This is a genomic window from Methylobacterium ajmalii (genome assembly GCF_016613415.1).
In the GTDB taxonomy this organism is placed as follows: domain Bacteria; phylum Pseudomonadota; class Alphaproteobacteria; order Rhizobiales; family Beijerinckiaceae; genus Methylobacterium; species Methylobacterium ajmalii.
In genome coordinates this window covers 61,559-78,106 of sequence record NZ_JACWCT010000066.1, presented here as the reverse complement: position 1 = coordinate 78,106, position 16,548 = coordinate 61,559, and the positions used below count along the sequence as shown (strand labels likewise).

At 70.4% G+C, this 16,548-nt stretch carries 14 protein-coding genes and 2 pseudogenes; 10 read left to right on the top strand and 6 right to left on the bottom strand.

Translation table 11 applies throughout. The features are described 5' to 3' along the window. Nucleotides 1-227: flagellin (locus HPY23_RS12600; protein WP_268927382.1), on the top strand; the 227-nt coding region annotated here is incomplete at its 5' end. Nucleotides 228-392: 165 nt separating this feature from the next. Here the strand turns inward: HPY23_RS12600 and HPY23_RS12595 are convergent. From HPY23_RS12595 to HPY23_RS12575, 6 genes and pseudogenes are all read right to left on the bottom strand, one after another. Then, nucleotides 393-1,316 (bottom strand): PfkB family carbohydrate kinase, encoded by a 924-nt coding sequence (locus HPY23_RS12595; protein ID WP_091887648.1) that lies wholly within the window; start codon nt 1,314-1,316, stop codon nt 393-395. Continuing rightward, a complete protein-coding gene (locus HPY23_RS12590; RefSeq protein WP_091887650.1) occupies nt 1,313-2,290 on the bottom strand; it encodes an ABC transporter permease in 978 nt (325 codons plus the stop codon). Before HPY23_RS12590 ends, HPY23_RS12595 begins: the two co-directional genes overlap by 4 nt. A gap of 38 nt (nt 2,291-2,328) precedes the next feature. After that, nucleotides 2,329-3,006, bottom strand: a pseudogene (locus HPY23_RS34060) (ATP-binding cassette domain-containing protein); the annotation flags it as partial. Nucleotides 3,007-3,327: 321 nt separating this feature from the next. Then, nucleotides 3,328-3,756, bottom strand: a pseudogene (locus tag HPY23_RS34055) (ATP-binding cassette domain-containing protein); the annotation flags it as partial. A 606-nt stretch (nt 3,757-4,362) separates the two neighbouring features. Next, nucleotides 4,363-5,415 (bottom strand): sugar ABC transporter substrate-binding protein, encoded by a 1,053-nt coding sequence (locus tag HPY23_RS12580; protein WP_091887654.1) that lies wholly within the window; start codon nt 5,413-5,415, stop codon nt 4,363-4,365. A gap of 49 nt (nt 5,416-5,464) precedes the next feature. Beyond that, complete coding sequence (locus tag HPY23_RS12575; protein ID WP_244537609.1) at nt 5,465-6,439, bottom strand: sugar phosphate isomerase/epimerase family protein; 975 nt, start codon at nt 6,437-6,439, stop codon at nt 5,465-5,467. Nucleotides 6,440-6,689: 250 nt separating this feature from the next. On the opposite strand from HPY23_RS12575, the gene HPY23_RS12570 reads away from it, so the two are divergent. The 9 genes from HPY23_RS12570 (at nt 6,690) to HPY23_RS12530 (ending at nt 16,542) form a co-directional block, all read left to right on the top strand. Next, nucleotides 6,690-7,688: a substrate-binding domain-containing protein gene (locus HPY23_RS12570; protein ID WP_091887658.1), complete on the top strand. Its 999-nt coding sequence runs from the start codon at nt 6,690-6,692 to the stop codon at nt 7,686-7,688. Between the two features lie 316 nt (nt 7,689-8,004). Beyond that, a complete protein-coding gene (locus HPY23_RS12565; RefSeq protein WP_236013046.1) occupies nt 8,005-9,486 on the top strand; it encodes a sugar ABC transporter ATP-binding protein in 1,482 nt (493 codons plus the stop codon). Further along, a complete protein-coding gene (locus HPY23_RS12560) occupies nt 9,479-10,474 on the top strand; it encodes an ABC transporter permease (RefSeq protein WP_060850070.1) in 996 nt (331 codons plus the stop codon). Before HPY23_RS12565 ends, HPY23_RS12560 begins: the two co-directional genes overlap by 8 nt. Beyond that, nucleotides 10,474-11,505, top strand: coding sequence for an ABC transporter permease (locus HPY23_RS12555; RefSeq protein WP_091887660.1), 1,032 nt, complete (start codon nt 10,474-10,476; stop codon nt 11,503-11,505). Before HPY23_RS12560 ends, HPY23_RS12555 begins: the two co-directional genes overlap by 1 nt. Before the next feature lie 35 nt (nt 11,506-11,540). Beyond that, nucleotides 11,541-11,981 (top strand): RbsD/FucU family protein, encoded by a 441-nt coding sequence (locus HPY23_RS12550; RefSeq protein WP_091887662.1) that lies wholly within the window; start codon nt 11,541-11,543, stop codon nt 11,979-11,981. A 404-nt stretch (nt 11,982-12,385) separates the two neighbouring features. Beyond that, nucleotides 12,386-13,249 (top strand): MurR/RpiR family transcriptional regulator, encoded by an 864-nt coding sequence (locus HPY23_RS12545; protein WP_060850067.1) that lies wholly within the window; start codon nt 12,386-12,388, stop codon nt 13,247-13,249. Nucleotides 13,250-13,653: 404 nt separating this feature from the next. Continuing rightward, nucleotides 13,654-14,412 (top strand): bacteriorhodopsin, encoded by a 759-nt coding sequence (locus tag HPY23_RS12540; RefSeq protein ID WP_091887664.1) that lies wholly within the window; start codon nt 13,654-13,656, stop codon nt 14,410-14,412. 9 nt (nt 14,413-14,421) lie between these two features. Beyond that, on the top strand, nt 14,422-15,372 hold the full coding sequence (locus HPY23_RS12535) for a Brp/Blh family beta-carotene 15,15'-dioxygenase (RefSeq protein ID WP_091887666.1): 951 nt from the start codon (nt 14,422-14,424) through the stop codon (nt 15,370-15,372). A 168-nt stretch (nt 15,373-15,540) separates the two neighbouring features. Beyond that, nucleotides 15,541-16,542, top strand: coding sequence for an efflux RND transporter periplasmic adaptor subunit (locus HPY23_RS12530; protein WP_236013045.1), 1,002 nt, complete (start codon nt 15,541-15,543; stop codon nt 16,540-16,542). Nucleotides 16,543-16,548 lie beyond the last annotated feature (6 nt).

The following is a 16,548-nucleotide window of genomic DNA, read 5'->3' as shown; positions in this document are numbered from 1 at the left end:
CGGAGGCCAGCGGCCTCGGCTCGACGCAGGCGATCGTGGCGGCGCGCCAGGCCTTCACGACCTCGATGGTCAACACGCTGAAGGCGGGCGCCGGCGACCTGACCCTGGCCGACCTGAACGAGGAAGGCGCCAAGCTGAGCTCGCTCAACACCCGCGGCCAGCTCGCCCAGACCGCCCTGTCGCTCGCCACCCAGCGCGACCAGCAGGTCCTCCAGCTCCTCCGCTGATCGGCTCGGGCAACCGCCCGCACCGCACGGTGGACGAAACGAAGGGGCCCCGGGTCGTCGCGACCCGGGGCCCCTTTCCTTTGGGGCGTCCCGCCCGGCGCGAGCGCTCGGACATTCCAGGGCGGCGGCCCCCGCCGGGGATCCGATGCCCGGTCGGGCGCGCCTTCAGAGCGATGGGCGCGCGTGCTCCGGCGTCGAGACCAGGCGCGCGGCGGCCGCGTTGGCGGCGTGCAACGCGGCCTCGGGACCGTCGCCCCGGGCGAGGTGCGCCGCGAAGGTGCCCACGAACATGTCGCCGGCGCCGTGGGTGCTGACGACGGTGATCGGCAGGGCCGGCAGCGCCACCGGGTCCGCGGCGGCGCCCGCCATCGCCACGCCGTCGCCGCCCGCCGTCACCACGACGAGGCCGAAGCGGGTGGCGAGGATGTCGGCGGCCCTCGCGGCGTCCTCCAGCGACTCCACCGTCCCGCCGCCGAGCATCTCGGCCTCGATCGCGTTGACGACCAGGATGTCGACGTGGTCGGGTAGATCCGTCGTGAAGGGCCGGGCCGGTGCCGCGTTGAGGATCGTGACGAGACCGAGCTGCCGGGCGCGGCGCGCCACCGCGGCGTTGACCGCCTCCGGGATCTCGTTCTGCAGGATCAGCGCCCGCGCCTGCCCGAGGCGGGCGTCCGGGATCTGGTCGGCCCGGATCGCGAGGTTCGCGCCCGAGACGATGACCGCGCCGTAATCGCCGCCGTCGTCGAAGATCGCCACGCTCATGCCCGAGCCGGTCCCGGGCAGGACCGCTACGGCGGCACGGTCCACGCCGGCCCGATCGAGGCCGACGAGCAGCCCGCGGCCGAAATCGTCGTCGCCGACCGCGCCGACCATGGCGGTCGCGACGCCCTGCGCTTGCGCCGCCGCGGCCTGGTTGCCGCCCTTGCCGCCGAATTTCGGGGCCCAGCGCCGGCCGGTCACCGTCTCGCCCTTGCGGGGGCGGTCGGGCGCGTCGACCGTGATGTCGTAGTGCAGGCTGCCGACGACGACGATTGCGGGCCGCGTCCCCTGCCCGGTCACGTCCGGGGAGGTCTCGTCCAGCGTGGTCATGCGCGCCCCCGGGCGAAACGGTCGACCAGCATGGCGAACAGGATGATGAGGCCGGTGGCGAGCAGCTGGTAGAAGGCCTGCACGTTCATCAGCGTCAGGCCGTTGCGCATGGCGCCGAGGATGACCGCCCCGAGCAGCGTGCCGAGGATGCTGCCCTTGCCGCCCATCAGCGAGGCGCCGCCGATCGCCGCCGCCGCGATGGCCTCGAGCTCCCACAGGTTGCCGAGAATCGGCTCGGCGGCGCCGAGGCGGCCGACGAGGATCATGGCTGCGAGCGCGGCGAGCAGGCCCGACAGCATGTAGGCGCCGATCTTGGTGAGGGCGATCGGCACGCCGGCGATGTGGGCGGCCTCCTCGTTGCCGCCGACCGCCAGGAGGTACTCGCCGAACGGCGTCTTGCGCAGGATCAGCCCGGCGAGGAGCGCCACGACCAGCACCACGACCACCGCCATCGGGAGTCCGCCGACGTTCCCGTTCACCAGCGCCCGGAAGCTCTGCGGCACGCCGAAGATCGGGTTGCCGTCCGTCGCGATCAGGGCCAGGGCCCGGTAGGTGCTCAGTGTGCCGAGCGTGACGATGAAGGGCTGGAGGCCGCCAAAGCAGATCAGCGCGCCGTTGACCGCGCCGCACGCCGCACCGAGCGCCAGCCCGGCCATCACCGCGAGCACCGGCGGCACGCCGGCGACCATCAGGCTCGCCGACAGCACCGCCGAGAGCGCCGCGACCGGGCCGACCGAGAGGTCAATGCCGCCCGACACGATCACCAGCGTCATGCCGAGCGCCACGCAGGCGTTGATGCTCGATTGCTGGAGGATGTTGAGGAGGTTGCGCTCGGTCAGGAAGCCCGGGGCCGCGACCGCGAACACCAGAACGATCAGCACGAGGCCGAGCAGGGTGCCGAAATCGCGCAACGGCACGCGCAAGCGCGTCGTCGCGCCGGGCGCGGGGGCGGCTTTGTCGGTCAGGGTGAGCATGGGCGGGCCTCGACGGCGCGGAATGGAGGATCGAAGGATCAGGCGGCGCGGACGGATTGGGGAACGGCGTGGGCGACGATCGCCTGCTCGCTCAGCGCCTCGCGCGGAAGCTCGGCGGCGATCCGGCCCTGGCGCATGACGAGCACCCGGTCGGAGAGGCGCAGCAGCTCGGGCAGCTCCGAGGAGACGACGATGACCGACTTGCCCTCGGCGGCGAGCCGCTCGATCAGCCCGTAGATCTCCGCCTTGGCGCCGATGTCGATCCCGCGGGTCGGCTCGTCGAAGAGCAAGATCTGGGTGCCGGCGGCGATCCAGCGGGCGATGATGCCCTTCTGCTGGTTGCCGCCGCTGAACAGGCGGATCGGCCGGTCGATCTGCATCGGCCGCAGGTTCACCTCGGCGAGGAGGCGTCCGGCCTCGGCCCGGAGCCTGCGCCCGCGGATGATGCCGCGGGGCGCGAACCGGGGCATCGACGGCAGGGCGACGTTGGCGACCATCGAGCGGTGAGGCACGATGCCGTCGCGCTTGCGCTCCTCGGGCACCAGCCCGATGCCGGCGGCGATCGCCGCGCGGGTGCCGGCCCGCATGAGCGGCCGGCCGTTGACCGTGACGGTGCCGCTGCTGCGCCGATCGGCGCCGGCGATGAGGCGCAAGAGCTCGGTGCGGCCGGAGCCGATCAGCCCGGCGATCCCTAAAACCTCGCCGCGCCGCAGGTCGAAGCTCGCATCGACCACCTTCGTCCCCGCGGTCAGGCCGCGCACCGACAGGACGGTTTCGGACCGCACCGAGGAGCGGTGCTGCGCGACCGCGAGCTCGCGGCCGACCATCTGGGCGACGACGGCACTCTCGGTGGTGCCTGCGAGGTCGAGATCGGCGACGAACCGCCCGTCGCGCATGATCGTCGCGCGGCTGCAGATCCGGAACACCTCGTCCATCTTGTGCGAGACGTAGATGATCGAGACGCCCCGGGCGGCGAGCCCGGCGATGACGGCGGCCAGGCGCTCGAACTCGCTCGGCGTCAGGCTCGAGGTCGGCTCGTCCATCGCGATGATGCGCGCGTTGTCGAGGAGCGCGCGGGCGATCTCGACGATCTGGCGCTGCGCCACCCGGAGGCTGCGGATCGGCGCGTCCGGGCGGATCGCGGAATCGAGCGGCGCCAGGGCCTCGGCGGCGAGCGCTTCCTGCCGGGCGCGGTCGACGAACAGTCCGCCCCGGCGCAAGGCGCGACCCAGGAACATGTTCTGCGCCACGGTCAGCTCGGGGACCTGTTGCAGCTCCTGGTGGATCATCGCGATGCCGGCGCGGCGGGCCGCAAGGGGCGAGCGCAGGGTCAGCTCCTCCCCGTCCACCGCGATGGTCCCCTCGTCGGGCCGGAGCACGCCCGACAGGATCCGCATCAGCGTCGACTTGCCGGCTCCGTTCTCGCCGAGCAGCGCGTGGACCTCCCCCGGCCGGACCCGAAGCGACATCTCGCCGAGCGCGACGACGCCCGGGAAGCGCTTGGTAAGGCCCTGGATGTGGAGGCGCGAGGGGGCGTCGGATGCCATGGCGTGACCGGGGTTGGAGAGATGGCGGAGGCCGGGGCGGGACTGTTCCGAAGGGCGTTGGGCGGTCGGAGGGCCCGTTCGACCGAAGCCACGAGGATCTCCCGACCGCGGCCTCATCCCAGGAGCCTGATCGAGCAGATCGATTTTCTTAAAATTGAAATCTGACTTGAGATATCCTGTCCACTCACAGCATCCTGAGGTGTTAGAGCATTTTCCGACGAAGTTGAAACCGGTTCGTCGCAGAAAATGCGACAAAACAGTGACTTAGAGAGCTTCGCGATTGCAACGCGATCGTGAAGTTCTCTAGTCGATTGAAGATCGACTAACCCCGAAGGAGGGCTCCAGAAACCCGTGCGACCCCTGGAGCCCTCCTTCGAGGCTCCCGATGGTCGCACCTCAGGATGAGGTTGAGGGCGGGATGGACCGTATCGCACGAGGCCTCTGCGTTCGGTCGCACAGGCTCCCGATCCGTCCGATCGGCCCTGCCAGGGGCGAACCTCAACGGTCAGGGGGCCGAGCTCTCGGTTACTTCCCCGACCGGACGTCCTCCTCGAGCACCGCCCGCAGGTCGGCGCCCTTGCCCTTGTAGCGCTCGATGTTGTCCTTGGTGATCAGGGCCTGCGGGGTCGCGACGACCCGCGGGACCGGCTCCTTGGCGAGGATGCGCAGGGCCGCCTCCAGGGCGACCTCGCCGGTCAGCACCGGGAAGCTGTCGACGGTGCCGGTCAGCTCGCCCGCGCGGATCGACGCGTGGGCATCGGTGATGCCGTCGGTACCGAACACCGCGACCTTGCCGAGGAGGCCTGCGTTCTTCACCGCCTCGACGACGCCGAGCGCCATCGTGTCGTTGTTGCAGTAGAAGCCGACGAGGTCGGGGTGCTGCTGCAGCAGCGTGGTGGCGGCGTCGTAGGAGAGCTGGCGATCCCAGTTGCCCGGCACGCTGGCCACGACCTTGAGCTTGCCGCCCTCCGCCGCGATGGTCGCCTTGAAGCCGGCGGTGCGCTGGGTCGCGGCGAAGACGCCGGCCTGGCCCTCGATGACAGCGAGCTTGCCGCCGTCCGGACGGTTGGCGATGAACCAGCGGGCGACGCGCACGCCGTTGTCGCGCTGCACGTTGCCGACGTAGTGCGGCGCCAGCGGGATCACCGCGTCGTTGACGTTGACGACCGGGATGCCGGCCTGCTTGGCCTCGCCGAGGATCGGCTCGAGGTTGGCGTTGGTCTGCGGCGAGACCAGCAGCACGTTGACGCCTTGCGCGATCATCGTCTCGGCGATCGACAGCTGGCCGACCTGGTCGCCCTCGTTCTGGGCCGCCTGGTAGGCGACCTTCACGCCGAGCGTCTTGCCCAGCGACTGGTAGCCCTCGCCGAGGAGGCGCCAATACTCGTTGGTCAGGGTCTTCGACACCGCCCCGACGCGGGTGCCGGCCGCGGGCTTGGGCATCGGGCCGAGCTTCGTGGCCAGCTGGCTCCAGTCGATCCGGTCCGTCTCGGTATCCGGGTTCAGCGGCTTCAGCTCCTGCGACTGCACGACCGTGGCGGCGAGCAGCATGAACCCGGACAGCAGCAGCGACTTCATGGCGTTCCTCCTCGTGTTCTCGACGGGTGCGACCGGGTACGGGCCCGTTTCAGCGGCCGAGCATCGCCTTGCGGACGAGGTTCTGGCTCGCGACCGCGTCCTGGCGGGCGATCGCCGCGCTCAGCTCGTTGTCGCCCTCGAGTTTGTCGACGACGCCGAGCATCGCCGTCACGGTGGCGATGTTGGCCTCGCACTCGGCCACCGGGTCGAGGCCGGTCAGGTCCGGGAAGGTGTCGAAGTAGATCGGCCCGTGGAAGCCGTCCTTGCGGACCTGCCGCAGGAGCTCGATCGTCTGGACCGGGTGGACCGCACCGACCATCAGCCCGTCGTCGCGCTTGGCGTAGCCGTCGTTGAGGTGCAGGCCGAGGATGCGGCTGTGCCGGCCGATCAGCGCCGCCACGAAGGCCGGCTGCTCGTCGGCGTAGAGGACGTGCGCGAAGTCGAGCGTGACGCCGAGATTCGGCAGGTCGATCTCCTTCAGCGCCAACAGGGTCGTCGCGCAGTCGGGCAGCAGGCTGTAGGAGCGCGGCTCGTTCGGCTTGTACTCGATGCTGATCAGGCACTCGGGATCGTGCAGCGCGACCTCGCGGATGCCGTCGATCTCGTCGGCCCAGAGCTTGGCGTAGTCGGCCTGGAAGGCGTAGTCGAAGCCGTCCTGGCCGAGCCACAGGGTCATCAGGTTGCAGCCGGCCTCGCGGCCCGCGTCGATGCCGCGCTTCGTCAGGTCGATCGCCTCGCGCCGCACCGCCGGATCGGGGTTGGTGAAGGCGCCGATCTTGAAGGCCGGGTTCGAGTAGTAGCGCATCGCCAGGCCGTTCACGGTCAGGCCGAGGTCGCGGATCGCGTTGCCGGTCGCCCGCGGGTCGGGCCCGAGGTGATCGGGAAAGTTCAGGTCGACGTCGGTCAGGCCGCGCGCCGTCGCGGCGCGGGCCGCCATCTCCAGCGGGCTCGGCTTGCCGTGGCCCTTGAGCCAGAAGGCGTCGGGCTGCGAGGCGAACGAGTTCAGGCGCGTCGCGAAGCGCACGGGGGCGGATGTCACCGGCGAGTCTCCTGTGTCTGGCCGCAACATCACGGATTGATGTAAATTTGTAAAGTGACGAAATATCGAATCGCGGTCCTGCCTCGCGCCTCTCGCCATGGTGCGTCGCAGCAATCGCACTTCGGCGGCGTGGACCGGTCGATGCTTGACACGTCCCACGCTTCACGCATACCTGTGTTGCAGTAAATAACGCGAACCTGTCACGACCGGTCGCAACGGGGTTGGGGAACGCACCATGGATCGACGCACCACTCTCAAGATGCTCGGTGGCCTGGCGCTCGCCGGGCCGCTCCAGGCGACCCGGTCCTTCGCGGCCGCGCCCAAGACGATGGCGACGGTGGTGAAGGCGGCCAGCGTGCCCTGGTTCAACATCCTCAACCAGGGGCTCGAGGCCGCCGGCAAGCAGTTCAACATCACCACCACGATGGTCGGCCCGGCCCAGGTCGATCCGGCCCAGCAGGTCAAGCTCATCGACGACCTGATCGCCAAGAAGGTCGACGTGATCGGCCTCGTGCCCCTCGACGTGAAGGTGACCGCCCAGGCCGTGAAGCGCGCGCGCGACGCCGGCATCGTCGTCATCACGCAGGAAGGCGAGAACCAGGACGGCAAGACCTGGGACCTCGAGCTGATCAGCGCCAAGAACTACGGCGAGATGCAGATGAAGGCGCTCGCCCGCGAGATGGGCGAGGAGGGCGACTACGTCGTCCTGGTCGGCACGCTGACGACCCCGGGCCACAACTCATGGGCCGATGCCGCCATCGCCTACCAGAAGGCGCACTACCCCAAGATGCGGATGGTCGCCGACCGCTTCCCCGGCGCCGACCTGATCGACGAATCCTCGCGGGTGACCCAGCAGGTGCTGCAGACCTACCCGGACGTGCGCGGCATCGTCTCGATGGGCTCGAACGGACCGATCGGCGCCGGCAACGTGATCAAGCAGCGCCGCCTGGAGAAGAAGGTCGCGGTCGTCGGCACGATGATTCCCGCCCAGGCCCAGGCCCTGCTGATGAGCGGCGCGATCCGCGAGGGCTTCCTGTGGAACCCCAAGGATGCCGGCTACGGCATGGTCGCGGTCGCCCGGATGGTCCTCGACGGCACGCCGATCAAGACCGGCATCGAGATCCCGACGCTCGGACCCGCCACGGTCGACGAGGCGAACCGGGTGATCCAGGTCGACCGCGTGCTCACGATCAACAAGACGACGGTGGGCGACCTGGTGAAGATGGGGCTCTGAGCTGCTTCCCGGCACGGATTGCGCATGATTGCAGTGGGATCTGCGCGGGAAAGTAAGGCGCGGATTTTCCCCTCTCCCCGCGGGCGGGGAGAGGGCTTCATCGACCTTGTCGTCGATGAAGCGAGCGCAGGCGAATGCCGGAGCGAGGGTGAGTGGGAAGTGCCGATCGTGACTCCTCCGGCACCACCCCCTCACCCTCGGCTGACGCCTCGCTGCGTTCCCTGAACGGGAACACAGCCCTCTCCCCGCCCGCGGGGAGAGGAGATTGCCAGCGCCTCTTCATCTCCGACCAGCCCCGCAATCACGGACCCCAACCATGATGTTCCTGGAAATGCGGGGCGTGTCGAAGCGCTTCGGCGGGGTCCAGGCCCTGTCGAACCTCGACTTCGACCTTGCGCGCGGCGAGATCCATTGCCTCGTCGGCGGCAACGGCTCGGGCAAGTCCACGATGATCAAGATCATCTCGGGCGTGCAGGATCCCGATCCCGGCGCCCGCATCGTGGTCGAGGGGCGCGAGCACGCCCGGCTCACGCCCGTCGAGAGCAGCGCGCTCGGCGTCCAGGTGATCTACCAGGACCTGTCGCTGTTCCCGAACCTCACGGTCGCCGAGAACATCGCCATCGCGCAGCATCGCGGCCTTGCCGGGCTCGTGAAGCGCAAGACGATGCGGAAGGTCGCCGAGGCGGCGATGCAGCGCATCGGCGTCGCGCTCGACCTCGACGAGCGCGTGTCGCACCTGTCGATCGCCAACCGCCAGCTCGTGGCGATCTGCCGGGCGATCGCCGCGGATGCCAAGCTCGTGATCATGGACGAGCCGACCGCCTCGCTGACCCGCCACGAGGTCGACGCGCTGCTGGCGCTGACCCTGGAGCTGAAGCGCCGCGACATCAGCGTGCTGTTCGTCAGCCACCGCTTCGACGAGGTGCTGGAGATCGCCGAGCGGGTCACGGTGATCCGCGACGGCGTGAAGCTCGGCACCTACGACGCCAAGGACATGACAGAGCAGCGCCTCGCCGTGCTGATGTCCGGCAAGTCCTTCACCTACGAGACCCGGGACCGCGCGGTCCCGCGCGAGCGTCCGGTCCTTTCCGTCGAGGGCCTGTGCAAGGCGGGCGAGTACCGGGATGTCGGCTTCGCGCTCTATCCCGGCGAGATCCTCGGCCTGACCGGCCTCCTCGGCTCCGGCCGGACCGAGCTGGCGCTGTCGCTCTTCGGCATGAACGCGCCGGATGCCGGCAGCATCCGGATCGACGGCGAGCCGGTGACGTTTCGCTCCAACCGCGACGCCATCGCGCGCGGCATCGCCTACGTGCCGGAGGACCGGCTGTCCCTGTCGCTCGTCCTCGAGCAGTCGATCGGCGCCAACGTCACGGTCACGGTGCTCGACACGCTGAAGGACCGCCTCGGCCTCCTGCGGCGGCGCCGCGAGGCCGGCCTGATCCGCGACTGGATCCGCGACCTCGCGATCAAGATCGGCACCCCGGACGATCCGGTGAGGACGCTCTCGGGCGGCAACCAGCAGCGGGTGGTGATCGCCAAGTGGCTCGCCACCAAGCCCCGCGTGCTGATCCTCGACAGCCCGACGGTCGGCGTCGACCTGCACGGCAAGGACGGCATCTACCAGCTCGTGAAGGACCTCGCGGCGCAGGGGCTCGCCGTCATCATGATCTCCGACGAGATCCCCGAGGTCCTCTACCATTGCGACCGGATCCTGGTGATGCGGGACGGCCGGCTGACCGGCGAGGTCATGGCGCATCACGTCGCCGAGCCCGACTTGAGGAGGATGGTCCATGCGTAACGCAACGCGCGGCGGGCGCGCGCCGCAGGAACTCTGGCTCGGGCTCGTCGTCCTCGGCATGGTCGTGGTGCTGACCGCGCTCAGGCCGAACTTTCTGAGCGTCCAGAACGTCCTGGAGATGCTGAACGCGACGGCGTTCAACGGCATCCTGGTCTCGGGGCTGCTCGTCGTCCTGATCGCCGGCGGCATCGACATCTCGTTCGCGGCGGTCGCCTCGGTGGCGCAATACGCCGCGCTCACCGTCGCCAACGCGAGCGGGGCCGGTTGGGGCGAGATCGTCGCCATCGCCGGCGGGATCGGGCTCGCTCTCGGCCTCGTCAACGGCTTCCTGGTGAGCACGCTCGGCATCGCCAGCATCATCGTCACCATCGCCACGCAGAGCGTGATCTACGGCATCCTGCTCACCGTAACCCGGGGCCAGGACATCTTCACCCTGCCGGCCTGGTTCGGCGACCCGGTCGACCTCTTCGTCACCACCGACGCCAAGGGCAACGTCTACGCGATCAGCCTGCAGATCTGGGCGCTGGTGCTCGCCTTCGCGAGCGCCTGGTTCCTGCTCAACCGGACCCATTTCGGCCGGCAGGTCTTCGCGCTCGGCGGCAACCCGGAGGCGGCCCGGCGCGTCGGCTTCGGCACGACCCGCCTCAATCTGCTCGTCTACGGCTATATGGGCCTCGTCGCCGGCCTCGCCTCCCTGGTCCAGGCCCAGTACACCCAGTCGGTGTCGCCCACCGCGCTGGTCGGGCGCGAGCTCGAGGTCGTGGCCGCCGCCGTGCTCGGCGGGGCGAGCCTCGACGGCGGCCACGGCTCGGTCCTCGGCGCGATCCTCGGCCTCGCCCTCGTCGTCATCATGAAGAACGGCCTCGCGCTGCTCGGCGTGTCGTCCTACTGGACGGACTTCTTCACCGGCCTCGTCATCGTCGCCGCCGTCGCCGGCATGGCGGCCCGCGCCCGCCGCCGCTGGCACGATTCCCCGGGGCTCGCCTGATGCCGGACTTCCTCCTGCGAACCGTCGGCCGCACCAACCTGCGGCTGCTGGGCCTCCTGGCCGTCCTGTGCCTCGCCGTCGCGCCGCTCGTCGGCGACCGGCTCTTCGCCCCGGCGGGCCTGCGCTCGATGGCCTTCCAGCTGCCCGAGCTCGGCCTCCTGTCGCTCGCCATGATGGTGACGCTGCTCTCCGGCGGCCTCGATCTGTCGATCATCGCGACCGCGAACCTCGCCGCGCTCGCGGCGGCCGCGGTGCTGAAATCCGCCCCCGACGGCGCGGGCGGCGCCCTCCTCGTCGCGTACGAGGCGGGGGCGCTCGTGGCGGGGCTCGCGGCGGCAGCCCTCGTCGGTCTCCTCAACGGCACCCTGATCGGCTACCTGCGCGTCTCGCCGATCCTGGCGACCCTCGGGACCATGACGCTGGTCAAGGGCCTGGCGATCGGGCTCACCCGCGGCAGCGTCGTCTCCGACTTCCCGCCCGCCATCCTGTTCATCGGCAGCGGCTCGGTGCTCGGCGTCCCGACGCCGCTCCTGCTGCTCGGGCTCGTCGCGCTCACCCTCGGCATCCTGCTCACCCGCACGCCGTTCGGCGTGGTGCTGACCCTGATGGGCTCGAACCAGCAGGCGGTGCGCTTCTCCGGCATCGACACGCGGGCGGCGTTGCTGCGCATCTACGTCCTGACCTCGCTCGTCGCGGCGACCGCCGGGTTCGTCATGATGGCGCGCTTCAACTCCGCCAACGCGGCCTACGGCGAGAGCTACCTCCTCGTCACGATCCTGGCCTGCGTGCTCGGCGGCATCTCGCCGACGGGCGGCTTCGGCCGGGTCGGCGGGCTGGTCCTGGCCCTGGTCGTGCTTCAGCTGATCTCGACGGCCTGCGTCCTCCTCGATCTCAGCCAGTTCCTGACGCTGGCGGTCTGGGGCGGGATCCTGCTCTCGGTCAGCCTGATCGCGGCGGTGCGCGACCAGCTGCGTCCGCTGCTCGCCGGCTTGCGCGCGCCGGTGCTGCGCCCCGCGCCGCCGCAAGCTTGACGCGGCGCGCCTCCGTACCGTTCGAGAGGACGAAGATGCTCAAGGGACTGGACCGGGCCTTGTCGGCCGAGATGCTCGGCATGCTGATGGCGATGGGGCACGGCGACGATCTCCTGATCTGCGACGTCAACCACCCCGCCGCCAGCATCGCCCGCCACACCGTCCACGGCCGCGTCATCGACATGGCCGGCTGCGATCTCCCCCGCGCCGCGGAGGCGATCCTGTCGGTGATGCCGCTCGACACCTTCGTGCCGGCGCCCGTGAAGCGGATGAAGGTGGTCGGCGACCCGGACCGGCTGATGCCCGCCCACGAGCGGATGCAGGAGGCCGCCGACCGCGCCGAGGGCCGCCCGGTCCTCGTCGAGGCCCTGGAGCGGTTCGACTTCTACGCCGCCGCCCGGCAGGCCTTCGCGGTGGTGCGCACCTCCGATCCCGGCCCGTATGGCTGCTTCATCCTGCGCAAGGGGGTCGTCTGAGGGAGCGTTCGACTGGAGCAAACGCTCTCATTCCACTCGCACCCTCATCCTGAGATGTGGGAGCCTGTTTGATGGAGATAATTCATGTCGCGCAATACTTTTCTTTCCCATGCACAACCTCATCCTGAGGTGTCAGTCGATCTGTGATCGACTGACCTCGAAGGAGGGCTCCAGGGATCTCATCGCTATCTGGAGGTCTCCTTCGAGGTCAGTCCATCCTTGATGGACTAAAACCTCAGGATGAGGTCTAGAGTGGGACAAAGGTTTCGGTTCAAGGCGAGCAGGCTGTGATTCCGCCGCGCCTTTGAACGGGTCCGTTCGACGGCGCGAGGCTAGGCCGAATGGGCATCGATGCCGAGGCACGAGGGTATTAAAGCAGTGCATCCGGCAAGGAGACGGACCCGATGAACGAGGTGATGGATCCGAAGTCGGTCGGGCCGCGGATCCGCATGATGCGACCGAACCTGACGCCGCTCGAGGCGAAGGTCGTCGACAGCGTGTTCGGCCGGCGCGATTTCAGCGTCGAGACCGCCCTCAAGGACGTGGCCGAGACCGCCGGGGTCTCGGAGGCGATGGTGGTCAAGATCGCCAAGAAGCTGGGCTTCTCCGGCTACCGCGACTTCCGCCAGAACGTCGCCGACTACGTCCGCGTCTCGGACGCCGAGATGCACGACGAGCTCTCGCCCGACGATTCGGGCGCCGAGATCGTCAGCAAGGTCTTCCGGGCCTCGATCCAGGCGCTGGAGGAGACGCTCGCCATCGCCGACGTCGCCGCCTTCGAGCGCGCGGCCGACTTCATCGCCGACGCCCGCCGGCGCGACCTCTACGGTGTCGGCGGCTCGGCCCAGATCGCCCGCGACGTCGCCCACAAGTTCCTGCGCATCGGCATCCACGCCTCGGTCTACGACGACGCCCACATGATGGCGATGTCGGCCGCGCTGCTCGGCACCCGGGACGTGGCGATCGGCTTCTCGCATTCGGGGGCGACCCTGGTGACGCTGGAGGCGCTCCAGATCGCCCGGCGCCGGGGCGCGCGCACCATCGCGATCACCAACTACTCGCATTCGCCGCTCGCCGAGGCCGCCGACGTGGTGCTGTGCTCGACGGCCCGCGGCTCGCCGCTGCTGGGCGAGAACGCCGCGGCGCGCATCGCCCAGCTCAACATCCTCGACGCGATCTTCGTCCTGGTCGCGCAGCGCGACGTGAAATCGGCGGAGGCCGCCCTCGTCCGCACCAAGGAGGCGGTGCGCGACAAGCGCCGCGGGTGACGACCGGCCGCGAGGCCCTCCGCCGTCGAGGCGTGCGTTCCGGTGCCTCGGCTCGCGAGAGGTCGCTCCCGAGCCGCGCGAATACTGATGCTCCGTACATGATCGGGGCGCCGCACCGGGCGGTTCCCGTTCGTCCCGCGCATCGTCCAAAGTCTTCCGGCGTCGTTGCGATCGATCGAACAGAGCGTGAGACGGCGACCCGTGCCGCTGGAAACCGGATGGAAACATTCGGTCAAGAATTAGATTATTCGTAATCGATCAATCAGAAATTCCGCAGTTCTGCGTCAGATTTGCGTTCTCACCGTGCGGAACTTCACGACCGATGCTGTGTTTCCGTGCCGCCTTGCTGCTGTCCGCTCGGGACCGTTGCGATGGGGCTGGCTTTTCGAGCAACGGACGAACTGATGTCACCGCAATTCTGGCTCTGGGTCGGCTTCGCCGGCATGAGCATCGGCGCCGCCCTGATCCTGTTCATCGGCAAGCGGCGCACCCCGGCCGAGGAGGCCGATACCATCATCCACGGCCTGGTGCCGATCATCGCCGCCTGCTCGTACTTCGCGATGGCGACCGGCCAGGGCAGCATCCTCCTGCCGGCCGGGCCGGATGCCGGCACGGCCACGCGGGCGTTCTACTTCGCGCGCTACATCGACTGGTCGTTCACGACGCCGCTCCTGCTGCTCGGCCTCGCCAATACCGCGATGCATAGCGGGATGCGCCGCCGCGCGGTCGTCGGCGGGATGATCGGCTCCGACCTGATCATGATCGTCACCGCGCTGGTCTTCGGCCTCAGCCAGGTGGCGTGGCTCAAATGGACCTGGTTCGCCATCTCCTGCGGCGCCTTCCTGGCGGTCTATTACGGGATCTTCGTGCAGCTGCGCGAGGAGAACGCCCACGAGCGGGACGACACCCGGGCCGACTTCCTGCGCAACGCCGTGTTCCTGTCGGTGATCTGGCTCGCCTACCCGGTCGTGCTGCTGTTCGGCGACGACGGGCTCGGCCTGCTCGGGCCGGCGCTCGGCCTCGGCATCATCGCGGTGCTCGATCTCGTGGCCAAGGTCGTCTACGGCCTGATGGCCACCGTCCAGACCGCCAAGCGCGTCGAGCGCGACCTCGCCGAGGGCAAGGCCGCCCCGGTGCGTCCCCACCTCGCGGCGGCCGAGTAGGCGGACGCGATGCGCCGGCCCTCCCCGATCCCGGCGGTGGCCGGCGCCCCGGTGCCGCGGCCCGCCGCCTGGCGGGGGGCGGCGTCCTGCCTGCTCCCCGCCGCCGCCCTCCTCCTCGCCGCGACCGCCCTGCTGCCGCAGGAGGCGGGCTGGCTCGCCGTGCTGGTCCTCGTCATCGGACTCGGGGTGCCGCACGGCGCCCTCGACGGCGAGGTGGCCAAGCCGCTCCTGCGCCCGCGCTTCGGGCGGGCCTGGTTCCCGGTCTTCGCCGCGCCCTATCTCGCGCTCACCGCCGCGGTGCTGGTCGCCTGGCGGCTCGCCCCCGAGGCGACCCTGGCGGGATTCCTCGCCCTCTCGGTCCTGCATTTCGGCCGCGAGGATGCCGGGCCGGGCCGCCCGGTCGAGGCCCTGGTGCGCGGCGGCCTGCCGATCGCGCTCCCGGCACTGGCCCGGCCCGAGGCCACTGCCCGCATTTTCGCGGTCGTGACCGACACCGCGATGCCTGTGCTGCCGGGCTGGTGGGGGTTCTTCGCCCGGGCCTGGCTTTGCCTCGCGCTCGTCTGGCTCCTCGCGGCGCGGCCGGCGCCCCGGCTTCTCCGCGAGCTCGCCGGTCTCGCCCTCGCCTTCCTGGTCCTGCCGCCGCTCAGCGCCTTCGGGCTCTACTTCGTCTGCCTGCACGCGCCGCGCCACATGCGGGCGCTCGCCGGCGACCCCACCCGCGCCCCGGCCGTCGACCGGATGGGTCGGGCGGTCGTGCTGGCGCTGCCGGTCTTCGGGCTCACGCTCCTCGTCGGCCTCCTCCTCTGGCCGACCTACCCGCAGGCGCCCGGTCCCGAGCGGCTGCTCGCCCTGACCCTCCAGCTCCTCGCCGCCCTGACGCTGCCGCACCTCCTCCTGGATGCGTGGGTCGAGCGGTCGGTGACGCCGGGCGCGAGGTCCAACCCCGAGCCCGTTCCCTGAGGCGCCACCCTGCCCCGGCCTGGAATCCGCACCGGGCAGACTCCGCAAAAAGCGGCCGGCGGTCTTGCGGCAAAAGTCTGCGACACAACAAGGTTCAAAGCCGACGAAGCGTTGGCCTGCGAAGCCAAGTCTGCTTAGAAGCGGAGCCGGGACGGGAGAGGCGCGACGATGCGACGGGCGATGCGGTCCGCGGTGCTGGCTTTGTGCGTGGGCGGCGGGGTCGTGCCGGCGCAGGGCCAGGGGCCGGCGCGCGTGTCGTCCGAGGGCGGCCGCGTCGTCGTGCGGCTGACCCCCGAGGAGCGGGCCCGCATCGGGATCGCCACCGCCCGCCTCGCGCGGCAGCCGCACCGGATCGAGATCCCGGCCTATGGCAGCGTGCTCGATCCGGCCCGCGTCACCGACCTGACCAACAGCTACGCCGGGGCGGTCGCCGCCCTGCGCACCGCCAGGGCGCGGGCGGAGGTCTCGGCCGGGGCCCTGCGCCGGGCGCGCACCCTCGGCACCACGGTCGTGTCGGGCGCCCAGCGCGAGACGGTCGAGGGTACCGCCGCCACCGACGAGGCGGCGGTCGCGGCCGCCGAGTCGCAGGTGCGGACCATCGCCGCCACGGCGCAGCAGGAATGGGGGCCGGTGCTGGGCCGGGCCGTCGTCGAGCGGGCGCCCCTCGTCACCCGGCTGATCGAACGCGCCGACCTCCTGGTGCAGGTCACGCTGCCCTCCGGCGAGGCGCCAAAGCCGCCCCCGGCCGACGCCTCCGCCGAGGTGCCGCCCCAGAGCGAGCGGGTGCCCCTGCGCCTCGTCTCGCCGGCGACCCGGGCCGACCAGCGCATCCAGGGCCTCGGCTACCTCTACCTCGCCGCCGGCGACAGCGGCCTCCTGCCCGGCATGAGCGTGCAGGCCTTCCTGACCTCGCCGCAGGAGGCGGTCGGGATCGCCGTGCCCGAGAGCGCGGTGGTCCACTGGCAGGGGCGCGCCTGGATCTACCGCCGCATCGGACCCGACGCCTTCGTCCGCCATCCCCTCAAGCCGGACGCGGCGGTCTCCGCCGACCGCTACGTGGTCGACGACCTCGACGGGGAGATCGACATCGTCGTGACCGGGCCGCAGGTCGTGCTCACCGAGGAGCTGAAGGGCCAGGTCCAGGCCTCCGGCGATGCCGACGACGATTGATGCGCG

Bases quoted from the DNA above. Each gene is read 5' to 3' on its own strand.
- HPY23_RS12595 (WP_091887648.1), bottom strand. From the start codon at position 1,316: ATGACCACGCTGGACGAGACCTCCCCGGACGTGACCGGGCAGGGGACG.
- HPY23_RS12590 (WP_091887650.1), bottom strand. From the start codon at position 2,290: ATGCTCACCCTGACCGACAAAGCCGCCCCCGCGCCCGGCGCGACGACG.
- HPY23_RS12580 (WP_091887654.1), bottom strand. From the start codon at position 5,415: ATGAAGTCGCTGCTGCTGTCCGGGTTCATGCTGCTCGCCGCCACGGTC.
- HPY23_RS12570 (WP_091887658.1), top strand. From the start codon at position 6,690: ATGGATCGACGCACCACTCTCAAGATGCTCGGTGGCCTGGCGCTCGCC.
- HPY23_RS12565 (WP_236013046.1), top strand. From the start codon at position 8,005: ATGATGTTCCTGGAAATGCGGGGCGTGTCGAAGCGCTTCGGCGGGGTC.
- HPY23_RS12560 (WP_060850070.1), top strand. From the start codon at position 9,479: ATGCGTAACGCAACGCGCGGCGGGCGCGCGCCGCAGGAACTCTGGCTC.
- HPY23_RS12555 (WP_091887660.1), top strand. From the start codon at position 10,474: ATGCCGGACTTCCTCCTGCGAACCGTCGGCCGCACCAACCTGCGGCTG.
- HPY23_RS12550 (WP_091887662.1), top strand. From the start codon at position 11,541: ATGCTCAAGGGACTGGACCGGGCCTTGTCGGCCGAGATGCTCGGCATG.
- HPY23_RS12545 (WP_060850067.1), top strand. From the start codon at position 12,386: ATGAACGAGGTGATGGATCCGAAGTCGGTCGGGCCGCGGATCCGCATG.
- HPY23_RS12540 (WP_091887664.1), top strand. From the start codon at position 13,654: ATGTCACCGCAATTCTGGCTCTGGGTCGGCTTCGCCGGCATGAGCATC.
- HPY23_RS12535 (WP_091887666.1), top strand. From the start codon at position 14,422: ATGCGCCGGCCCTCCCCGATCCCGGCGGTGGCCGGCGCCCCGGTGCCG.
- HPY23_RS12530 (WP_236013045.1), top strand. From the start codon at position 15,541: ATGCGACGGGCGATGCGGTCCGCGGTGCTGGCTTTGTGCGTGGGCGGC.